Origin of the sequence: Domibacillus sp. A3M-37, from assembly GCF_024213455.1 — a bacterium.
Classification (GTDB): Bacteria; Bacillota; Bacilli; order Bacillales; family Domibacillaceae; genus Domibacillus; species Domibacillus tundrae.
Genome location: NZ_JANAVL010000021.1, coordinates 13,165 through 33,625, shown reverse-complemented (window position 1 = coordinate 33,625; position 20,461 = coordinate 13,165). Strand labels below are relative to the sequence as shown.

At 38.8% G+C, this 20,461-nt stretch carries 16 protein-coding genes and 4 pseudogenes; 7 read left to right on the top strand and 13 right to left on the bottom strand.

Translation table 11 applies throughout. The features are described 5' to 3' along the window. Position 1: 1 nt before the first annotated feature. From NLX67_RS19615 to NLX67_RS19555, 12 genes and pseudogenes are all read right to left on the bottom strand, one after another. Positions 2 to 439, bottom strand: a complete 438-nt coding sequence (locus NLX67_RS19615) for a MarR family winged helix-turn-helix transcriptional regulator (protein ID WP_375143426.1) — start codon at positions 437 to 439, stop codon at positions 2 to 4. A gap of 424 nt (positions 440 to 863) precedes the next feature. Then, positions 864 to 1,472, bottom strand: a complete 609-nt coding sequence (locus tag NLX67_RS19610) for a flavin reductase family protein (RefSeq protein ID WP_254313100.1) — start codon at positions 1,470 to 1,472, stop codon at positions 864 to 866. A 21-nt stretch (positions 1,473 to 1,493) separates the two neighbouring features. Then, complete coding sequence (locus NLX67_RS19605; RefSeq protein WP_254313098.1) at positions 1,494 to 2,432, bottom strand: ring-cleaving dioxygenase; 939 nt, start codon at positions 2,430 to 2,432, stop codon at positions 1,494 to 1,496. A gap of 65 nt (positions 2,433 to 2,497) precedes the next feature. Then, positions 2,498 to 3,107, bottom strand: a pseudogene (locus tag NLX67_RS19600) (nitroreductase family protein). Between the two features lie 612 nt (positions 3,108 to 3,719). Then, positions 3,720 to 4,385, bottom strand: a complete 666-nt coding sequence (gene wrbA, locus NLX67_RS19595; RefSeq protein WP_254313097.1) for an NAD(P)H:quinone oxidoreductase — start codon at positions 4,383 to 4,385, stop codon at positions 3,720 to 3,722. A 141-nt stretch (positions 4,386 to 4,526) separates the two neighbouring features. After that, the gene (locus NLX67_RS19590; RefSeq protein WP_254313096.1) at positions 4,527 to 4,943 is read right to left on the bottom strand and encodes a DoxX family protein; all 417 of its coding nucleotides are present in this window, start codon (positions 4,941 to 4,943) and stop codon (positions 4,527 to 4,529) included. A gap of 861 nt (positions 4,944 to 5,804) precedes the next feature. After that, positions 5,805 to 6,790: pseudogene (locus NLX67_RS19585) on the bottom strand (Gfo/Idh/MocA family protein). A gap of 110 nt (positions 6,791 to 6,900) precedes the next feature. Then, positions 6,901 to 8,976: pseudogene (ptsG, locus tag NLX67_RS19575) on the bottom strand (glucose-specific PTS transporter subunit IIBC). Positions 8,977 to 9,027: 51 nt separating this feature from the next. Next, positions 9,028 to 9,948 carry a phytanoyl-CoA dioxygenase family protein gene (locus NLX67_RS19570; protein WP_254313090.1) on the bottom strand — a complete coding sequence of 307 codons (921 nt, stop codon included), beginning with the start codon at positions 9,946 to 9,948 and terminating at the stop codon, positions 9,028 to 9,030. Between the two features lie 363 nt (positions 9,949 to 10,311). Continuing rightward, a complete protein-coding gene (locus NLX67_RS19565; RefSeq protein ID WP_254313088.1) occupies positions 10,312 to 11,226 on the bottom strand; it encodes a phytanoyl-CoA dioxygenase family protein in 915 nt (304 codons plus the stop codon). Positions 11,227 to 11,241: 15 nt separating this feature from the next. Then, positions 11,242 to 12,105, bottom strand: a complete 864-nt coding sequence (locus NLX67_RS19560) for a Cof-type HAD-IIB family hydrolase (protein ID WP_254313086.1) — start codon at positions 12,103 to 12,105, stop codon at positions 11,242 to 11,244. A gap of 208 nt (positions 12,106 to 12,313) precedes the next feature. Next, complete coding sequence (locus NLX67_RS19555) at positions 12,314 to 13,276, bottom strand: LacI family DNA-binding transcriptional regulator (protein WP_254313084.1); 963 nt, start codon at positions 13,274 to 13,276, stop codon at positions 12,314 to 12,316. Between the two features lie 1,421 nt (positions 13,277 to 14,697). Between NLX67_RS19555 and NLX67_RS19550 the strand changes: the two genes are divergently transcribed. From NLX67_RS19550 to NLX67_RS23330, 7 genes and pseudogenes are all read left to right on the top strand, one after another. After that, complete coding sequence (locus NLX67_RS19550; protein WP_254313082.1) at positions 14,698 to 15,183, top strand: replication-relaxation family protein; 486 nt, start codon at positions 14,698 to 14,700, stop codon at positions 15,181 to 15,183. Then, positions 15,146 to 15,811 (top strand): hypothetical protein, encoded by a 666-nt coding sequence (locus NLX67_RS19545; RefSeq protein WP_254313080.1) that lies wholly within the window; start codon positions 15,146 to 15,148, stop codon positions 15,809 to 15,811. The genes NLX67_RS19550 and NLX67_RS19545 overlap by 38 nt, the downstream gene beginning before the upstream one ends. 39 nt (positions 15,812 to 15,850) lie before the next feature. Then, positions 15,851 to 16,108 carry a hypothetical protein gene (locus tag NLX67_RS19540; RefSeq protein ID WP_254313079.1) on the top strand — a complete coding sequence of 86 codons (258 nt, stop codon included), beginning with the start codon at positions 15,851 to 15,853 and terminating at the stop codon, positions 16,106 to 16,108. A 144-nt stretch (positions 16,109 to 16,252) separates the two neighbouring features. Then, entirely contained in the window at positions 16,253 to 16,729 is a 477-nt protein-coding gene (locus tag NLX67_RS19535) for a transposase family protein (RefSeq protein ID WP_254313077.1), read from the top strand. A gap of 43 nt (positions 16,730 to 16,772) precedes the next feature. Next, positions 16,773 to 16,943 (top strand): transposase, encoded by a 171-nt coding sequence (locus NLX67_RS23335; protein WP_375143425.1) that lies wholly within the window; start codon positions 16,773 to 16,775, stop codon positions 16,941 to 16,943. Continuing rightward, positions 16,930 to 17,694, top strand: a complete 765-nt coding sequence (locus NLX67_RS19530) for a helix-turn-helix domain-containing protein (protein ID WP_256520025.1) — start codon at positions 16,930 to 16,932, stop codon at positions 17,692 to 17,694. Before NLX67_RS23335 ends, NLX67_RS19530 begins: the two co-directional genes overlap by 14 nt. Then, positions 17,655 to 17,828: pseudogene (locus tag NLX67_RS23330) on the top strand (transposase); the annotation flags it as partial. The gene NLX67_RS19530 and the pseudogene NLX67_RS23330, both read left to right, overlap by 40 nt. 1,189 nt (positions 17,829 to 19,017) lie before the next feature. Here the strand turns inward: NLX67_RS23330 and NLX67_RS19525 are convergent. After that, positions 19,018 to 20,223: a replication initiation protein gene (locus tag NLX67_RS19525; protein WP_254313074.1), complete on the bottom strand. Its 1,206-nt coding sequence runs from the start codon at positions 20,221 to 20,223 to the stop codon at positions 19,018 to 19,020. Positions 20,224 to 20,461: the final 238 nt, after the last annotated feature.

The following is a 20,461-nucleotide window of genomic DNA, read 5'->3' as shown; positions in this document are numbered from 1 at the left end:
ATTAATGGTCTTTCGCTTGATATCCTACTTTTTTAACAAGATGGATAAATTCGTGTTTTTCCTGATCCGTTAATCCTTCAAAAATCTGTTCAATTACTTTTTGATGCTGAGGAAAAATGTCTTCTATAAAGGAGGTTCCCTTATTTGTAAGAACCGCATATATGACTCTCCGGTCATCCGGACAGTTTTCCCGCTTTGCAAGGTTTTTTTGCTCCAGCTTATCAAGCACGTATGTCATGCTTCCACTGGCAAGCAACACTTTTTTTCCAATCTGTTGAATCGTTTGCCGCCCTTTGTGATACAACAATTCCAACACTGCAAATTCACTGGTATTTATTCCATAACGCGCAATGTCTTGGTAGATTTTTTCTTCTACAGCCTGTGCAGCCCGCATAAAGACGACAAAGGATTTGAGAGTTAACTCTTGGCTCATGGTCATCGCACCCTTATAGAATATTTTATCAATTTATCTCGAATTAAAGTATCTTGAATATGAGATAATTATAAAATAAGTTTCTTACGTTGTCAAATGCTCTTTTTGCTTTTTTGTTAGCTGAATTAGCTGTTGCAGCCTAGTTTTTTAAAGGAGTAAGGCTATATCCCTTTCGCTGTGTCTGGTCATGATGACCAAGAAAGAATCATATCGTATCTTTCGAGCTTTTTCATTTCATTTTCATCCAGATCATCTTTTTGTCCATAAAAATACTCCCTTAAAAAAGAACGTTTAAACACAAAGGCTTAACGTCTTTTTTAAGGGAGCGGACAACTATCATGCTTCTTTCAGTATGGAATGACTCATTTCCATGCACGAAAAAGGATTTTACATCCCGAAAAACCATTTCACCAATAGGGTTTTGCTGTAACTATTGGGGTCTTTCTTCGGAAAAGATCTCACCAATTGTCGCATAATGATTACCCGCCAACCGGCTTACTGCACCTAATCCCTTTGGATCTATTCTTCCATTTTCATAAATCGCATTATCAATGTGAAATTGAACAACTTTTCCTATAATGTGATCACATCCAGGAGCATCCAAGCCTCCTAATTCTAAGGAATGCTCCAATAAACACTCCATCCGGATTTTTGCTTCCTTTATCCCTGGTACAGAGATTTTTACGCTCTCTATTGGCGTTAAGTGTGCCAGTTCAATTTCGCTTTGATCCGGTGGGAGGTTTGCAGCTGTTCTATTCACTTTTTTGACATTTTGTTCATCAACAATATGGACCACAAATTCCTTTGACTCAATGATATTTCGGGCTGTATCCTTCTGTTGCCCCTTATTACGCTGAATAGATAATGAAATCATTGGGGGATTAGACGAAACAATATTAAAATAACTAAATGGTGCACCGTTCAAAGTATCCTCTTTTGACATCGTTGTGACGAAAGCGATAGGTCTTGGAATAATACTTCCTATTAAAAACTTATAATTTTCTCTTTCCGTATTTGCCGATGGATCAATCGAAAGCAAAGAAATCACTCCAGTCCGGATTTAGTCTAACTCTCTTACTTCAAAAGGAGGCAGTACCCGTTCAATTTGCCCTCTACGAGATTCATACTGCTCAGGCAGCATCAAGTTTTCCCCCATTGTTTCCTCTGACTCATCATGGGCAAACCCCGGGGGATCCGTCGCAATTTCAAACAGGATTTCTCCGTGTTCCTTGAAGTAAATCGCATTAAAGTAGTTTCTGTCCTGAACAGGAGTTACGCCATATCCGTTACTGGCTACATGTTTTTGCCAATCTAACTGATCCTGGTCATCTTCAGCACGCCATGCAATGTGGTGTACTGTACCTGTACCCATTTGTCCGCGCCCAACAGAAGTTAATTTTAAATCAATGATATTTCCGATATCAGCTGAAGATTGGAAACGAACAAAATCCCCCTCTTCACCCATTTTTTCGAGACCCATCACATTTTCCAATAAATCAGCTGTTTTTTCGGGCCGGGCTGATAATAGTGTCGCACCACCAAAACCTTTAATGGCTACATCCGGTGTAACCTCACCAAACTGCCGCGTATTCTTTTCTCCTTCTTCTCTTTCAACAATTTCTAAATGAAGTCCATGGGGATCATCAAACTCTAAGTATTGCTCTCCAAATCGTTCCATCTTTGTAACAGGAACCTCAAACTTCGCTAGTCTTTTTTCCCAAAATTCCATGGCTCCTTTAGGAACCACGTACGAAGTCACACCTACCTGGCCATCTCCTATTGTTCCCTGACGGGCACCTACCCAAGGGAAAAATGTAATGATTGTTCCTGGTTTTCCGCCTTCATCCCCAAAATAAAGGTGATACGTACCTGGATCATCAAAATTGACCGTTTGTTTAACCAGACGCAACCCCAAGACCCCTGCATAGAAATCTACATTTTCCTGCGGATGCCCTACAATTGCCGTGATATGGTGAATACCCATTGTTTTTTTACTCATTTTCATTCGCTCCTTTTTTCATGTAATCCTTAGAATATATTTGTGCATTATGGTCTTTATCTAGCTTAGTAATAGGTAACAAATTCGCTGACTGGTTTGCGATACCCTCGTGGTTTTCTGCTTTCTACGTTCTCTTTTCCGACCGTAATCATCATGACCACTTCGTCTTGGTCACTTATGTCTAAAACCTCTTTAACAGCTTCAGGATCAAATCCAATCATGGGACAGGTATCCCAGCCCTTATCCTTGGCAGCCATCATGAACAGCATGGCAGATAGCGAAGCATTTCTTATCGCTTCATCTCTTTGGAATTCCTGGCCTCTCGATTCATAAAATGAAATAGTATCATGTAACATATCGCTATATTCCTGTTTATTAACCATCCCTAACATCATTAAACCTTCATAAATTTCCGAAGCCTGTTGAAATGCGTTTTTGTCTCCTAGGACTAGGATAACTGCTGAAGCACTGGCTACTTTATATTGTCCATATGCAGCATTCTTTATCTTTTCTTTGATTACAGGATCAATAATGGTTACATATTTTGTATGTTGAAGATTAAAAGCGGATGGTGCAAGTTTAACCAATTTAAAAATTTCGTTTAGTTCTTCGGTGATCCGCAAGAAAATTACTTGCAGACCGCCGTTCTTTTACTATTTGTGTAAAATCGGCCATTTTCACATCATCCTTACTTTTAAATATCTCGAATTCGAGATATTTAATCTGAAATAAATCCCATTAGTATCGTGTTAAAGGCTTTTATAAATACTAAAAAGGATTAACTTATACAGTTTGATTCCATTAAAAACACTTCCTACAAAGGAGGATATTTATCTCGAATTAAAATATCTTGAATATGAGATAATTTTAAAATATTAATTTATATTTGTCAACAACTTACTTGTTTTTTGTTATATATGTTGGATCCCATACCTAATATTTGATCAGCGGTCTTATATTTTTTTAAAAGTGTTTCATTTCCTTTGGCTCAGCACTGTTATATTTCTAACTATATGTAAAGGGAATAACTTCTTGGTCCAATCGAAGTAATACTAGAAGATATAATAATTTACACTACATAACCAATGGCTGTATTTGATCACCTTTCGGTCTGTAAACCTCTATAAATGGACCCCAGAATTACAATAGAAAATGTTTCTTGCTGCAAAGAAGAAATATAAACCTAATATGAAACGTAACCCTTCTGCGTTTGTTCTAATTTTCAAGAGTGTCATGATTTCCTATAAAAAAGACCAATCGGATAACCGATTGGCTCTTCTGGTGTTATTATTGGTTTCCTTTTACAATTGCTTGTGCAACAGTTACTGTACGTTTTGCCTGATGTTTAACAGCTGCCTGAACATCCTCGATCATTTTTCCATCTTGGCCAACCGTTACGCTAGTTCCGTATGGATTTCCGCCAGCCGCAAATGTAACTTGATCTGTATAACCAGGCGCTGCAACAATGGCACCCCAATGATACATAGTTGTATAAAGGGATAAGATTGTTGCTTCCTGACCCCCATGTGGGTTTTGAGCAGAAGACATAGCACTTACCACTTTGTTTGCAAGTTTGCCGTGGAACCAAAGGCCACCTGTTGTATCTATAAATGCTTTCATTTGTGCTGGCATATTACCAAACCGTGTTGGAACACTGAAGATGATAGCATCTGCCCATTCCAGGTCAGCCAGTGTCACTTCTGGAACATCTTTTGTTGCTTCTACATGGGCTTTCCATCCAGGGTTCGAATCAATCGCAGCCTGTGGAGCAGTTTCCGCAACTTTTAGTACCTTTACTTCAGCGCCCGCTTCTTTAGCTCCATCTGCAGCCCATTGAGCTAGTTGATAATTAGTCCCACCAGAACTGTAATAGATAATCGCTGTTTTTACCTTTGTCATAACTTCTCTCTCCTTTTTCGATGAATTTCCAAATAGTTTTTCTAAAAATCCCATTACTTGATCACCTGCACCTTTTTATCGCTTCGTAGTAAAACTCCGTCACAGGTCCAAATAAAACCCAACAGTTTGTTTTTTACCCATATAGACGGTTTTTATTCTTAAATCTCGATTTAAAGATTTTTGAAATCGAGATACTTAAACTGATTTTGAATAACGATTAGTTTCTTTGTCTTGATTGAAAAGAAGGTTTCCGACAGAATACAGCTTGCTTCCTTCTACAAAAAGGGAAACAGACATTGAAAGCAAAACGAGGTCATATGCATAACCATTTAAAAATCCAGCTGCAAATTTCACTTTAATAATAGCGCCGATTAATAAAAGAGCAAACAAAGCAGAAACAATTCTTGTACCCACACCAGCTATTAGCGCAATGCCGCCTACTACTTCAATTGCAGCCACAGCATAGGCCATAAAACCTGGCAGCCCAATACTTTCAAACCAGCCAACGGTATTTTCTATACCTCCTTGAAACTTCGCCGTTCCGTGAGCCAAGAAAATAACCCCCAGCGTAATCCGTAAAATCAAAGCACCAATTCCTTTATTGTTTAACATTAGTTAAACCTCCTAAATAGGTATTTAATAAGACTTGTATTCTTAAATATCTCGAATTCAAGATACTTCATTGTTGATATTAGCATTAAATTATTTTGAATTCAAGATATTTTTCTTTTTTTGATCAAAAAAAGAACCTTTAATGTCCAATAAATGAATTGACCAAATCTAATCTATTAATAAAATCAGCATATTTTGCTTATCGAAAAACACTTAAATCATGAATATTGAGCCACTCTCATCATTTGTATATTACGACATGGAATGACCGGCCCGTACTCGTCCATATCCACCATTTTTCAGAACTGACCTCTTTTAATGCAGGACATCATCATCACTATGTTGGAAAACGAATCCTGTTTCTTCGGGAGTACCTCATACTCACCGATAAAGGTTTCTACGCTACTACCTTGGTAGCTTTATTCATCTGCCAATAAGATATTTGCGTCTCATAATGAACCTTGCGTAAAAGTGTACTTATGTAGAAGATAGGCAAAGAAAAAGTACACCAAAAAGAAAAGGCAGGTTCGTTAAAGGACACTCGCTTTTATTCACTGAACTCCAAACATACACCGTATAAAGGACGAATTGTTATCATTTACTGTTGAACAATAAATACTTGAATAAGTATGAAAGAGGCTCATGATTACCAACAAGAAAATCACGAGCCTCTTATGACTCTATTGAGCAAATTAATACTTAAAATCTGCGCAAAATACCGTCAAAAGTGACACCTTTTTGAGAACTAGATGGTCGTGTTCAAAAAAGGACGAGTTTTGGAACACACAAACCAACATCAATAGCGATGTTTTTACATCTAACGCAGAAGTAACAGGATAATCCCGATAAATACTAATATTTTTAATAATTATCAGCAGGAAAAACAAGACCTATTTGTTTTCTTGCTTCTTCCATTACTTCTGCTGCAGTAACGGAATTATAAAAAGAATTTATAGAGGATTCAAAAATCCCCTTTTTTAGCAACCCAATAAATTCTTCGATCTCATAATACATAGAATGAGCCGTTTGGATGTGTGTAATATCTTCAATCGTTCCGTCTTTGTAATGAATCTTTATGTTTTGAGGATATTCATTTGATCAATGATTATATTGCCATTCTCACCTTGTATTTCAGAAGGAATAGAAGAACTTGTGATTTTAGAAAACATAATGACCGCCTCTTGCTCTTCATATTGCATAATGAGGCTTCCTTCACCATCCACTCCGGATTCCAGGAGGATTCCATTTGCTTTTATACTCTGTGGTTTTCCAAACAAAGTAATCATTGGGTAAATACAGTAAACACCAATGTCCATTAAAGCACCGTTAGAGAAAATAGGGTTAAATGCGTTTAGGACCTGGCCAGATTTATAGGCATCATAACGAGAAGAATACTGGCAGTAGCTTGCCACGCTTCGGCGGACTTTCCCTATTTTGTGAAGATTATTTTGGATACTTTTAAAATTAGGAGTAAAGGTTGTTTTCAGTGCTTCCATAAGCAAAACTTGATTTTCTTTTGCCGTTTTAATCATTTCCTGCAGTTCCATTAGATTAGAGGCAATTGGTTTCTCGCATAAAACATGTTTTCCATGTTTCATTAATAAAATGGCCTGCTCGGCATGAAAAGAGTTGGGGCTCGCAATATAAACAGCATCAATATCTTGGCTGTTGGCCATTGCTTCTAAATCTGTAAAAGTAGCTGGTATATTAAATTTCCGAGCGAATTCTTCGGCCCGTTTTTCTGTCCGTGAATAGACACCTGTTAACAAAAGATCTTTTACACTATTTGCAGCTTCAATAAACTCTTCTGTAATGATGTTTGTGCCTATTACACCAAATCGAATCATTTTATCTCTCCTCAACGAATTTTTTAATAAACGGCTATTTGACGGGAAATAAACAAACAAAAAAATGGAGGTTTTTATAGTAATGTTAAATCTCCATTTCACTTATTGTCCTATTCGAATACAGCTGTCAGAACGGTCGTTTTACCAGCTACAGATTGTCCACCGTAGTGATGCTGTAACTCTTTTAAAATATTGCCGTTAGTAATAATCATCGGTGTAACAATGCTGGATGCTTTTTCTTTTACCAGCTCAAGACTGTAGGAAATCAACAGATCCCCGGCTTTAACTTGATCCCCTTCTGCTACAAAAACAGAAAATCCTTCTCCCTTCATGTTAACCGTGTCCAATCCAATGTGAATTAATATTTCCAGCCCTTCTGCCGTTTCCAATGCAATGGCATGCTTCGTCGGGAAGACATTGATGACTATCGCATCAGCCGGGGCCACTACCTTGCCTTCTATAGGAAAGAAAGCAATACCATCTCCCATCATTTTCTGCGAAAAAACTGGATCTGGTACATCTTCAAGCTTTAAAATTGTTCCTTCAACGGGCGATACTAATTTTACTTCCAAAATTTTTGGTTTTTTTCCGAATAATTTTTTTAACAAGACAATACCCCCATGTATTCCTAATATTTTGTCTAAACAGCAAATTTCTTAAGCAATCACTTTTTTGATTTGTTCTTTTAGCTGATCGGATTTCGGGCCGAAAATAGCCTGGATATTGTTTCCTACCTCCAGAACACCAGCAGCTCCAAGACCTTTTAACCGGTCCTTATCAACTTTTCCAATATCATTTACGGACACGCGCAAGCGGGTAATGCATGCATCTAAATGTGTAATATTTTCATGCCCGCCTAAAGCCGCCAAAATACTGCGTGGTAATTCATTCAATTCCTCTGCTGTTACTGCCGAATCCGCTGTTTCTACTTCACGCCCTGGGGTTTTTAAGTTAAATTTTGAGATCATAAAGCGGAACCCAAAATAATAAACAACCGAGAAAACGAGGCCAACTGGAATGACTAACCACCAGTCTGTGCGATTTTGTAGAACTCCAAACAATAGATAATCAATAATACCGCCAGAGAAGGTCATTCCGATTTTTACATTTAATAGATCCATGATCATAAATGACAAGCCGGCAAAGACACAGTGGATGGCAAACAAGACAGGAGCAATAAATAAAAAGGTAAATTCGATTGGTTCTGTAATGCCTGTTAAAAATGACGTTAAAGCAGCAGAACCCATAATCCCTGCAACCAATTTTTTCTTTTCAGGGCGAGCCGCATGATACATCGCCAATGCAGCTGCCGGTAAACCAAACATCATGAACGGGAACTTGCCTGTCATAAAAGTACCGGAAGTTAATTCAACCCCATCGTTTAGCTGCGCAAAGAAGATACGCTGGTCTCCACGAATGACTTCGCCTGCTTTATTGACATACTCCCCAAATTCAAACCAGAAAGGAGAATAAAAAATGTGATGCAGACCAAAAGGAATGAGTGCGCGTTCAATCAAACCAAAAACAAAAGCAGATAAGGTAGGATTTGCATGAATCATATTTTTGGATAAAGCATTTAATCCTTCTTGAATAGGCGGCCATACAGCAATCATAATAGCCCCAATCGCGATAGAAAAGACAGCCGTAATAATAGGAACAAATCGTTTGCCTGCGAAAAATCCTAAATAAGGAGGAAGTTCAATATTGTAGTATCGATTAAACATCATCGCGGCTAATACACCGATTATAATACCGCCAAATACACCGGTCGCTAAGGTAGGAATGCCTAATATGGTTGTATAGGCTGGATTCGATGCGACATCAGCTGGGTCAAGCTGACCTGTATAAATTAAAATGGTACTGATCGTTTTATTCATCATTAGATAACCAACAATAGCTGCCACTCCTGCTACACCATCACCTTTTGCCAAGCCGACGGCTACCCCAACCGCGAATAGTAACGATAAGTTGGCGAATACGATATCTCCAGACTGCGCTAAAACAATCGCTACTAATTGAATCCATCCGGCCTCAAGGAATGATGCACGTTCTAATAAAGTAGGATTTTGCATGGCTGTGCCGATACCTAATAAGATCCCTGCTGCAGGCAAAAGAGCTACTGGAAGCATTAGCGCTTTCCCAATCTGCTGTAGCAAGCCAAACATTTTTTTAGACAATATCTCCATCACCCTTTTATAAAATCTTCACCTTTAAATGAATAAATAGAATTGATTACCTTACCACTTCTTTAATCCAAGCAGTTTTTCACCCAGTTCATTAAGTTCAGCACGCTCATATTTTTCTTTTTCCCAATTTCGAGGGTCGCCCAGGAATGCAATTCCTTCCGGAATCTCTCTGTCACTCCACTGCTTAATTCTCCATTCTTTTAATTCTTCATTGTTTTCCTGTGCCGGGAACATCGAAATGTATTGATGAATATTTGGCGTATCCGAAACGTTTTTACGCAAGCCATGAGGCTGCATCACATGAAATATTAATAAGTCACCTGCATTCAGGGTTACTTGAGTTGGCGTATAACCTGTGTAATCCGGATGATAAGGATCTCTATCTGCAGGCTGCGTTTTCACCCATTCAGGGAAGTCCCGGTATAACTCAGGAATGACGTTCAATCCGCCACTTTCCACATCTGTATCGGTTAAGAACAGAATCCCCTGAACATTAACAGGCAGTGGATCTGAAGAAGTATTGCCATCCCAATGAATAAACCCTTCGAACTCAAAACCTGGTTTATTAGGAAAGCTCATGTTACATCTGTCAATACTTGTCCATAATTTTTCCGTTCCCCAAATATCCACAAAAGCATCGTATACTTTTTGATAGGAACGGTTGTCCCAGAAGTATTGATGGTTATAGAGCTCTACCATGCCAGCTCCTTGAAGCTCTGGCATCTGATGCTCACGAAGGGGTTTCGTGTACCAGGTAGAAGGATCATTAGGATCTTTTTCTTCAAACTCCCAAATCAGGTTAACGGTGCGGTCGATGTGTTCTTTCGGAACGACATTCCGAACGACAACATACCCATTTTCTTTCCAAAACTTAAATTCCTCTTCCGTTAACACTCGTAACGGTTCGTTATTCGGACGTTCATTCAATGGAATATCAATTTCAAGAATATTATTTACTTTTGTCTTCTTCATTTTATTTCCTCCTTAAAATATGTTTTTAATCTTGATGGATCGACAGTTTTGTGGGCAGTGATTTGCTAATATTTTCATCATCAAAAGTTCTAAAAAGAAGTCTTTTCAAATGCTTTTAATAAAGTTAGAAAAGTTGGTACTTGGCTTTTTGGCTACAGAAACTGCAGGTTTTGTAGCTATATTTAATCTTTTCAACGTGTGGAAGGTAGACGACCTTCACAGCCTCGGTCACATGTTTTTGACAACAGTATTTGATTACACCGATATGCTCTTTTGGTTGCGGTTTCATATTACTATTAGCGGCTTTCATGGTTCGTCACCCTCCACTTTCATTGAATTGGTTTTACGTTTTAGTAAAATAGATTACCACTTTTTCAATCCAAGTAATTTCTCCCCGAGTTCAGTCAGTTCAGCACGCTCATATTTTTCTTGCTCCCAGTTGCGTGGATCGCCAGGGAAGGCATCGCCCGCTGGCGGTATGCGGTCTTTCCACGATTTGATTCGGGTTTCTTTCAGCTCCTCGTTGTCTTCCTGCGCAGGGAACATGGAGATGTATTGGGCGATTCTCGGCTTATCTGAATTATTGGCACGGATACCGTGCGGCTGCACGGCATTAAAAATCAGCAAATCTCCTGCTTCTGCCACCACCTTGGTCGGTGTATAGCCTGCTGTATCCGGTTTATACGGATTCCGGTCAGCCGGCTGTGTTTTCACCCATTCCGGAAAGTCTCGGTATAATTCTGGAATACATTGGAATCCGCCCATATCTTCGGTAGAATCTACTAAGGAAAGCACGCCCTGGACATTCACCGGCAGCGGGTCAAGTGACGTATTAACATCCCAGTGAATAAATCCTTTGTATTCATGCTCCGGCTTGATTGGCATATTCAGGTTGGCACGGTCAATGCTCACCCACAATTTTTCTTGGCCCCAAATGTCAACGAAGGCATCGTAAACTTTTGGGTACATGCGGTTATCCCACAAGTATTGATGATTGTACAGCTCCACCATGCCGGTGTTTTTCAATTCACTCATTTTGCTTTCTGCACGAGGCGGCGCGTACCAGGTGGAAGAATCCTCGGGATCCTTTTCTTCAAATTCCCAAATCAGGTTTTTCAGGCGCTCAATTTGTTCTTTTGGAACCGCATTTTTGATGACGACATAGCCGATTTCTTTCCAGAACCGCCAGTCTTCTTCACTTAAAACAAGCAATGGCTCATTGTTTGGACGTTCGTTTAAAGACTCCTGGATTACCAAAATATTGTTTTTTTCATTCATTATGATTTCCTCCTCTTAGATAAAGTGAACCGCTTTCAATAAGTCCTGGCGTGATTTTTCTCGGCAGCGCCCGCAACAAGTTTTTGCTTTGCAGCTCTCATCTGGTTCGATTAGCCCTAGATGAATCAGACTTTTTAAAATCCCGCCACTTAAATTTGAATCTGTTACAAAATCAGCTACAGCTTTTGCCTCAAGAACTGCATTCCCCATAGCAATTCCCGTTCCAACCAAAGTAAGCATTTCCAAATCATTTAACCCATCACCGAAAGCATAACTGTTTTCTTGTTTCACACCAGCTGCCTCTAATAGCTTTTGAATGCCCAGCGCTTTTGAACTTCCTTTCGGAAGGATATCTGCCGCAAATTCATCCCATCTTACAAAATTGAATTCCGCAAAGCGCTCTTTATATAGCTGGACATCCTGACTGTCACAGTAAAGATGACCTTGATAAATTTCAGCCGTCTTGTAAAACTCTCGGTCAACGGAAGGATAAGCCATTTTTAATTCATCAAAGCTTGTTTTAATGAAAGGATGATCTTTCTCGCTCACTTTTATCGCTTCATGGTTACAATAAGCTACGGCATGCCCGTTACTTTTCGCCATGTTTGTAATGTCATGCAGTACATATGAGTCTATGGGATTCGCGTAAATGACTTCTCCTTCAAACACCACGTACTGGCCGTTGATAGAAACATAAGAGTGAATATTTAACTCCTCACGAATCTCCGCAAATTGCTCTGGTGTCCGCCCCGTAGCGATCACTGTATGAATCCCTTTTTCCTGAAGTAAGCGAACCGCTTTTTTATTTGACTCAGGTATCGCTTTTTCTTCATTTAACAAGGTTCCATCTAGATCAAGAAAGACCATTTGTTTTTCCATCTCGTAAACCTCCTTATATGTTGTTAAGTATGTTTATTACCTTGTAAAAATAGAATATTTTATGGGACGCGTCCCATGTCAAGACTTTTTTTGAAAAAAGAAAAAATATTTTTTATCCTGAAAAAAGTAGAAAAGATTACTGCTATTACTGCGTTTTTACATAAAAAAAGACTATCGTAAAGTCGATAGTCAAAAAATATTTTTTATTCTAAACAGTTTTTCTTTCAATTAATCGAATATCTATTTCTTCATGGAAAACGGCTTCTTCACTCACTGCTTGGAGGAAAAGCTTTCTCCCTATTTCGACTAACGGCATTTCAATAGTGGTAATATTCATGATCTCTGCAATCGGCTGATTATCAAATCCAATAATGGCCAGGTCTTCTGGTATTACGATTTTTTCTTTTTGGCTGCATGTTAAAATACCGGCTGCCACTTGATCACTTGTGACCAGTAATGCGGTTGGGGGATCACTTATTTCTCTAATCTGCTTCAGTACTCGTTCTCCATCTTCAAAGTATAAACAATGCTCAAAAATATAATGAGGGCGGAAAGGTTCGTTTATTTTTCTCATGAAATTTTTATAAGCCGACTCTCTCCGTAAACTATTTGGCCCTGATCTCCGTCCAATACAATAACCGATTTTTTTATGCCCTTTTTGATACAAATACTCCAACGCTGTAATGAAACTTTTGTAATGATCAATAAATGTTGAGGGAGTCTTCTTCCCCCGTGTATCTTCGCATAAAACAATGGGTCCATACGATTCATATTGATCAATTACGCTCCAATCACAAATCCTTGAGCAGATAATTAACGCATCAATTAATTTGTGTTTTAGCATATCGAGGGCCTCTATTTCCCTACTTTCTTTGTAATCTGACTGAATTAAGATAAGGTGATATTTTGTTGTTAATGCTTCGTTGGAAATGCCTTTAATTAACTGAGCAAAATAGGGGTGATCCGAAAAAGGAATGACAACACCAATCAAAAATGTTTTCCCTGCGCTTAATCGAACAGCATTCATATTTTTTTGATAATTACTTATTTTTATCGCCTGCTGTACCGCTTCTTTTTTTTCCTCACTGACATATCCTTCATTATTAATTACACGAGAAACAGTTGACTTAGAAACACCTGCAAGCTTCGCAATATCTCTTATATTTGTCATAGAATCACCCCTATATATAAGTTTGGTATAAAAAAATCCTTTTCTATTTACACTTTCTAGAAAAAAGGTTTTTATAAAAATAATTGTAAAGTGTGGGACTAGTCCCACATCAAGAAAAATTTTACCTTCATGATGGGAAAAACGATCAAAATAGTATGCAATTTGATAAGGAAATTAAAAGACTATTTCCCGCAAATTTTAAAGTAGGAAAATTTTTAAAGTTAATTTTTCATTCACTAACTGCATAGTCAATATAATCTACTTAGCTAGTAAATGAAAAGAACTCTCTTCTAATACAGCCTTCGAAGCAAAATAAAATGGAGACTGTCTCCAATAGATTGAGACAATCTCCGCTTTCATTATTTAATTAATTCAAATGGAACATCATAAAGTTTTTCCTCTACAAAGGTAATCAAGGATGATAATTGGCAGTCTCTTACATATCTTCATACCGGAAAATATACGCATGAATATGCGAAAGTAAGAATATTTATTTCCGAATTTCAAGATATGAATAGAGTAAATCAGATAGCTGGTTTGTACTAATCAGGTAAAAAAGCAAAAGCAGCAATACACAGAATGTTACATCAAAATTATTAAAGAATTAGTTCCAGTGAAAGTCCGGATTCCTCCTAAAACATGGTATTTATTTAGTTCCAGTATGAAATTACAAGGGTGCTAATTCACTGGAACTAATTTAATTACTTCCAGTGAACAGCGACGAAGCCTTTGATTTCTAGGCGGGAAACGTTATTAAGAATGAAAAAGCCATTTTGTGACGCTACTGGAAGTAAAGAAGCTGTTAAACCCTTGGTATATTAAGTTTTTTAATAATGTATGCAGGGAAAATCCAGCGTTATTAAAAAAGGGAAGTTTAGCGTCCTTTCCTCTAGAAAGAGCTAAACATGGAAGTGTCTTGTTACCTTTTGCTGACTAGTGTTTTTCAGAGGCGTTAAGGAAGAACGCTGCCAAGGAGTTGAGGGAATGAAACGAAAGCTTTGCTTGAGTGGAGTGAGGGAAACTCCATTACGTCAGGCTAACACGGGTGAAAACTTTGCATAAAAAAACGAATAGACTCTTAAAGAAAAAGGGATAAAAAACTAGCGCATATCATGAATGGATTTGAGGAAAGAGCAAATAAATTGAGCATCAAAGTTTAGGGATTGAGGGAATGAAGCGGAAGCGGAGTGAGGGAAATACCAGTAGAGAAGGAATAGCTATCGTATAAAGCTGAACGGATTTAGGAGATAGGGATAATATAACGAAAAAGATGGATGGTGAGCGACTTGTTCAATGGGAATGCGGCTATGCCTGTAAAGAACCACAAATAAAGCGATTTGAGGGAATGAAGCGAAAGCTCTGCTTGAGTGAAATGAGGGAAAATCGCAAACGGGAGCATCATGTAGGAAGGAGAGAAAGCGATGAAAAAGAGAGGAAGGCCAATGGTTTATAATGAAGTTGAAATCTTAAAGGAGATTCACCGCCTAAAAGCACTCACTGTAAACCAAATTGCGCAATTATACTTCAACGGAAAGATAGAAAACGCTTATAAGAAGATCAAAAAGATGGAAGAAAAGCATTATATAGATTCAACGATCCATTTTGTCCAGGGTCGACGTCAAAACAAGGTACTTCACCTAACGAAACTAGGATCGGAGCGGCTTGTTTCTGAGGGCGTAAAAGGGATACGAGTGAAAACAACCACGGAATTGAAACCGGACCGCTCCCTTCTTCACTATATTGTAAGTGTAAATGATGTATTTGTCCGGCTAATGAAGGCTGGAATCAGTGTAATTGATTCAAGAGAATGGAAAGCGCGGCACGGCATGAATAGAACGGCCAGGGCTCGCGGAGGTGTGAAACTGAAAAATGGGGACGAATACGGCTGGCTATTACATGTTCATTGAAAACGCATATAAGCGTAAACGAACTCCCCTTCTTAATGATAAAACGATAGAAATTATGATGAATGAGATTGAAATGTATAAACAGAGTGGTAAAATCATCTGTCTTGTACCAACGAAGGACATGTATGAGCAGCTGATGGAACATAAGAGTGAAAAGAGAAGCTTTCTTCTGTTTATGAGCAGCCATTTAGGTGAATTTTGCCTGATTCCGATGGGAAAAGACTTTGCTGTAGATATAATCACGCTTCCAAATGGAGAAAACGAGCGGATTGAACAGTTTCAATCTGTCTTAGGAGGAAAAGTTAAGAAGTCAAGTGAAGTAGCGGACTCCAATAAATCTCTTTTTGCATCCTATGTACATGAAAAAGACGGCAAAGAAGCATATGTTGTTGATCACCTTCTGATGAACTGGAATGTCATTCTCATGCTGCGAAAAATTTATACGCCGCAGAAATTCAACCAAGATGGGAAGCGGGTTAAGGTGATATGCTGGCTGCCCGCCGAGAAATCCATTGAAAAAATCTTAAAGGGATACCATCATGTGGATCTAGTGATGGTCGGAAAAGAGGAATTAGAGCGATGGAAGTCCGTCCCCGAAGAAAAAATAAAAGATGCAATAAATTTGTGAATGAATGAACATATTATCGAAGGGACTATGGGGTAAATAATGCCTTTTCTGCTTGTTTTAGGCGTTTTCTCCCCTTCCCCTTCACTTCACATCTCAAATACCAGCAAAACGGTCTTAAAAGAGCTAAAAAGCACCTTAAAACTAATAATATATCCTGAGAACATCGCATATTATAATAAAGCAGCAAAAAAAGCCCCTGACCTGCTTAAAAAATTAGTAGCCATCCAGTGTCAGTTAGTGAATACAACTACTTGTGCCGCACTTCCTCTGTATCTGCCGCCATCATTTACGCAGTAAAAGCCGCATAACCAGTTGCATAATATAAAAGTTGCTATAAGGTGTGACCGCGCGACAGAAAGGGTTCTTACGAACCCTTGGTGATGCTTCTTCTTATTATTTTACGGGTATAGTAAAACTAAAAATGCAGGGAAGGTGTTCATTATGAATCAGGCTGTTCACACTTTCTTTCCGATTGAAGAGCCGTTTGAGATTTTAAGTGAAACGGCTGACGGCTCTTCTATTCTTTTCGAAATTCGGATTTTATCTTCAACAGCCGGCTGTCCTGCTTGTGGGAAAAGAACGCATTCTAAGCACAGCTGGTATACACGGAAAATAAAAGATCTCCCTCTCGGAGAGCGGGCTGTCAGCTTTTATGTCCATCTTCATAAGTGGTTCTGTATCAATCCAGCATGCGCCACCTGCATTTTTACAGAACGCCTTTCCTGGGTCTCCCCACATCATCAAATGACAAAACGCTTGGAAGAGGCATTGCTTCAGTTTTCACTGGAAATGAACTGCCTGGCTGCTGAAAAAGTCTGCGATGCTCTTCATATTCCTGTCAGCCATGATACACTGCTGCGCCTGCTAAAACAAAAAGAACTGCCATTATCCGATCCTTCTCCCTTTTGTCGGCATTGACGACTTTGCGTTTAAAAAGCGCCGGCGGTATGGAACCATCCTTGTGGACCAAAAAACAAAAAAGATGATTGATATTCTTCCAACGAGAAGCAAGGAAGAAGTCACAAAGTGGCTGAAACAGCATACGCACATCAAGTCTGTGAGTCGTGACGGTTCCAAAACATACCGAAAAGCCATTTTCAGCTGCAAATCCCGAAATCATGAAAATCAGTGACCGCTGGCATCTGCTAAAGCATCTATTCGATGCGTCGAAGAAGATCCTCTTCAGTATCATTCCTGTCCAATGGATCCCGTCTCTCAAGGGATCAGAGAGGGTTCTTAATCCACCTATTACCGAGAAGCCAATTCGCAAACCAGACAAGGTGCGCCTGCAGAATGAAGAGAACAAATGGCTTAAAATCCAGGAAATAAAGCGGCTAAGAGCATCGGGCTGCTCGATCAGTTTTATCGCTCGAAAGCTATGCATCACGCGAAATACTGTCTATGCCTACCTCGATACAAAACATAGACCATCCGGCCGCAGAAACTCACGTTTCAACCACTTTCGCCCGCTAGTACGTTCGCTTATCGGTAAAGGAAAAAGCGTAAAGCAAATCGAAGACGCCTGCCGAAAAGAAGGCTTCACTGGATCCTTGGCCACCCTAAACAGCATGGCTTCCGAAGAGCGCAGAAAAGAAAAGAGCCATTCCCCGCCGGCTCTTCATCTCCAGCAAAAAGTACTGCACTTGCTATGGTCACCACCAGAAACAAAGGTAAACGAGAAACTAGACTGCCTGCACCCACAGTTTGCCGAAGCATTCCCTGATATTTTTGAACTCTATAGAATAATCGGTTCATTTAGACAGCTAATAGCTGAAAAAAGGGATGAAGACCTGGCTGGCTGGATTCACACTATCAGGAAACAGGGTTTGGCCCTATTCGCTCCTTTATTGCATCGCTTCTGCAGGATATGCCGGCAGTGCTGAATGGCATTCGGGAGCCATGGAGCAATGGCTTGGCTGAAGGACATATTAACCGGCTCAAGCTGATTAAAAGAAGCATGTATGGACGTGCACATTTCTCCTTTTTGCGCACCAAGCTGCTGTTGAGCCAACGATAATTATATTGAAAAAACAGCTTACTCCTCATACAGAAGGTTCTGTTAGTATTCACCAAGTGTTCGTAAGAACCAAAATTTTGCGTAAAAGTGTACTTATGTATAAGATATGCGGGGAGAAAATGCAGCATCCGGAGCAAAACGTTCGATGCAATAGTGTTTTCTTACACTCTAAATTTCAGGCCTTTTAAAACATATAATCAGACGAAAAATTTAGTCAAAGGACATTCGCATTATTCACCAAACTTAATACATACGTGAAAAACATACTTGGAAACCTTATTGAAACCCGCCGCACATCTTTAGAAAAGCCTTTTATCGGGCACATACGTTGAAAATTATCTTGAAAGGATGATGGAAATGATGACTCAAGCAAAAAATCACGTGCTGAAAGCCTAACTGAAAACCTTGAGGAAGTACGCTTAACTGTTAAAGAAACGGCTAAGTATGTGGAAAGTCCGAGCGTTGTGCGCAATTAACTGGCTAAGAGAGTTATTCCTACCGTGCAGGGAATCCCTGTACATCAGATAAACCTAGTGCATATTAGAGTTATCGTTTAGGTTTTCGATTTCTTCAAGAACCATATTAAGTTTTTCTTACGAAGCCAGTTTTAGATACAGAGTTCATATGCCAAAGACAGATCTACGCCTCCTTCAATTTTATACCAATACTCTGTTTTCTCTTTAGATTCTATTTTCCTCTGCCATTTATTCGGTTTTTTGAAGAGTGTTAAACAATTGTTATTTCTTCAAAGCAGGAATACTTTTACAAGAATGACTCCAGCCACCACCGGGAATTCCATGCAAAGCCTTTTTCTGCTTTTACATAGTCACAATTTCATACATAACACAGTCGAAGACATTCTACAGAGAAATACGCTATAAAAAAGACGTTACAGAGATACACATTTTTTTGAAGTTTAGAAAACATAACAGATTTGGGATGATTTCTTTGAAAAGATAACAAATTCGGGATGGAAAAGGAGCCTGATTCGCTTTTACCTTCAAAAGTAACAAGCAAATACCTCTATATAGGGTGTTAGGGAACCTTATCAAATCATCCCATCCTAAACATGTTAGGTTATGTTTTGTTTATCCCAAAAGTGCTAGGTTTAATTTTTTTCATCCCAGAAATGTTATGTTTGAGTTTTTCTAGATAAAAGAAAGACGCGGCCTAAATTAGCCGCGCAACGTTATGCTTTCTTTCTGGTGGATATTTTTCTCCGCAATTTAATCATCTTTTGAATGGAGTTCATTAATTCGTCTTTGTATTTCTTCCAGTGCTCCTGGGCCTCTTTGACTGAAATGTTTAGGTGTTCGTTGAAGATTTTGACTGCTTTATCTTCAACGAACCAGTCAGGAACCATTTCTGCACTATTTTGATGCTCGGCTATAATTGTATCCAGTGCATTTTGTAACACATCTTCTGGGGAGGGATCCTCTATTATGGCCAGCTTGTTTTGTTCTTTATACTTGGCCATTAGTACTTTCTCAATATACCGGACATGTTGCTTGATGTTTCGGCCTTTTATTTCATTCAGCACCTCTACCATCAATACATCTCCATATTTTTCCCAGCCTGAAATTGTTTCTTCGTCCACAAAAATTCCTTGGTCCTTTAAAAGACGTTTGGTAAGACAAACAAATTCTCCATAAGCGGCAGATTTTTCTGGCCCTTCTTTATCTTGGTTGGAGTCATCAAACAAAGTAAGCTGTTCTTGTTTATACTGACTGTTAATCGTAAACTTGATTTTCTCCACTTTTTTTCCTTGCTTGATTTCTTCAAATTCAAAAGACAATTTCGTTTTTTCTTTCAATTCCTTTTGAGAATGTTTTAAAATCCGTTGCTTAAAATTTCCGTACTCGGGGTATTTCTCAGCTGCCCCGAGCATTAAGCGAAGTTCTTCTAAAGGAATGGTTCGATGTCCAATTTTCTCGTACTGTTTTAGCAATTCGAAAAGCCTGACAGAATAACTGCTCTTAAGCGGAGCAATAACATCAAATGGATAGTTGGTAAAGCGCTCTTCAAGCTTTAAAAGCAAATCTTTAATAAGAGCATTAAAAACGATATGTACGGTTCCTTTTTCGTAAACAATCCCGGAAAACCACGGGAACCAGCCAATTTTTTCTTTGGATTTGACTTTAATACGTCGCTTGGATAATCCATCCGCTATTTTCTCTATTTCTTTGTGGTAATTATTCCCTTTAACTCCTGCCGCAGCAAGGAACTCACTTACTTCGAAACTGTAATGGGGAAATTGTGTATCGTTAAGCTTAATTTTGCTGGCGGCATACCGAATAATTTTATGTTCAGACGTTTTTAAGTCTGCTTCATAATATGCTTCAATGAGGTCGTTGGATTGAACAACCAGTCCATTGCTTTCTTTTTTTTTCGCCATATTTCTTTACCACCTTTTGGCACCTTCCGACTAATATTAATGGAATTATCTCACATTTCCATTCTAAAAGAAAGCAATAAACATAACACTTTTATGAAAATGTTATGTTTTCTTATTTGCTTGCTCCCTTATCCTTCCGTTGTCATCCCAAAAATGATAGGTATAAACCGAACCTTCTTCATGCAAAATAATAGGGGGTTTTTCGAAGAGTCCCTTTTTATTCTCCCAAACAGATAAA

What these genes read in the sequence shown, in the direction of transcription:
- NLX67_RS19615 (WP_375143426.1), bottom strand. Translation starts at nt 439, where the DNA reads ATGACCATGAGCCAAGAGTTAACTCTCAAATCCTTTGTCGTCTTTATG.
- NLX67_RS19605 (WP_254313098.1), bottom strand. Translation starts at nt 2,432, where the DNA reads ATGAGTAAAAAAACAATGGGTATTCACCATATCACGGCAATTGTAGGG.
- wrbA (WP_254313097.1), bottom strand. Translation starts at nt 4,385, where the DNA reads ATGGGATTTTTAGAAAAACTATTTGGAAATTCATCGAAAAAGGAGAGA.
- NLX67_RS19590 (WP_254313096.1), bottom strand. Translation starts at nt 4,943, where the DNA reads ATGTTAAACAATAAAGGAATTGGTGCTTTGATTTTACGGATTACGCTG.
- NLX67_RS19570 (WP_254313090.1), bottom strand. Translation starts at nt 9,948, where the DNA reads ATGAAGAAGACAAAAGTAAATAATATTCTTGAAATTGATATTCCATTG.
- NLX67_RS19565 (WP_254313088.1), bottom strand. Translation starts at nt 11,226, where the DNA reads ATGAATGAAAAAAACAATATTTTGGTAATCCAGGAGTCTTTAAACGAA.
- NLX67_RS19560 (WP_254313086.1), bottom strand. Translation starts at nt 12,105, where the DNA reads ATGGAAAAACAAATGGTCTTTCTTGATCTAGATGGAACCTTGTTAAAT.
- NLX67_RS19555 (WP_254313084.1), bottom strand. Translation starts at nt 13,276, where the DNA reads ATGACAAATATAAGAGATATTGCGAAGCTTGCAGGTGTTTCTAAGTCA.
- NLX67_RS19550 (WP_254313082.1), top strand. Translation starts at nt 14,698, where the DNA reads ATGAAAAAGAGAGGAAGGCCAATGGTTTATAATGAAGTTGAAATCTTA.
- NLX67_RS19545 (WP_254313080.1), top strand. Translation starts at nt 15,146, where the DNA reads ATGGGGACGAATACGGCTGGCTATTACATGTTCATTGAAAACGCATAT.
- NLX67_RS19540 (WP_254313079.1), top strand. Translation starts at nt 15,851, where the DNA reads ATGCCTTTTCTGCTTGTTTTAGGCGTTTTCTCCCCTTCCCCTTCACTT.
- NLX67_RS19535 (WP_254313077.1), top strand. Translation starts at nt 16,253, where the DNA reads ATGAATCAGGCTGTTCACACTTTCTTTCCGATTGAAGAGCCGTTTGAG.
- NLX67_RS19530 (WP_256520025.1), top strand. Translation starts at nt 16,930, where the DNA reads ATGAAAATCAGTGACCGCTGGCATCTGCTAAAGCATCTATTCGATGCG.
- NLX67_RS19525 (WP_254313074.1), bottom strand. Translation starts at nt 20,223, where the DNA reads ATGGCGAAAAAAAAAGAAAGCAATGGACTGGTTGTTCAATCCAACGAC.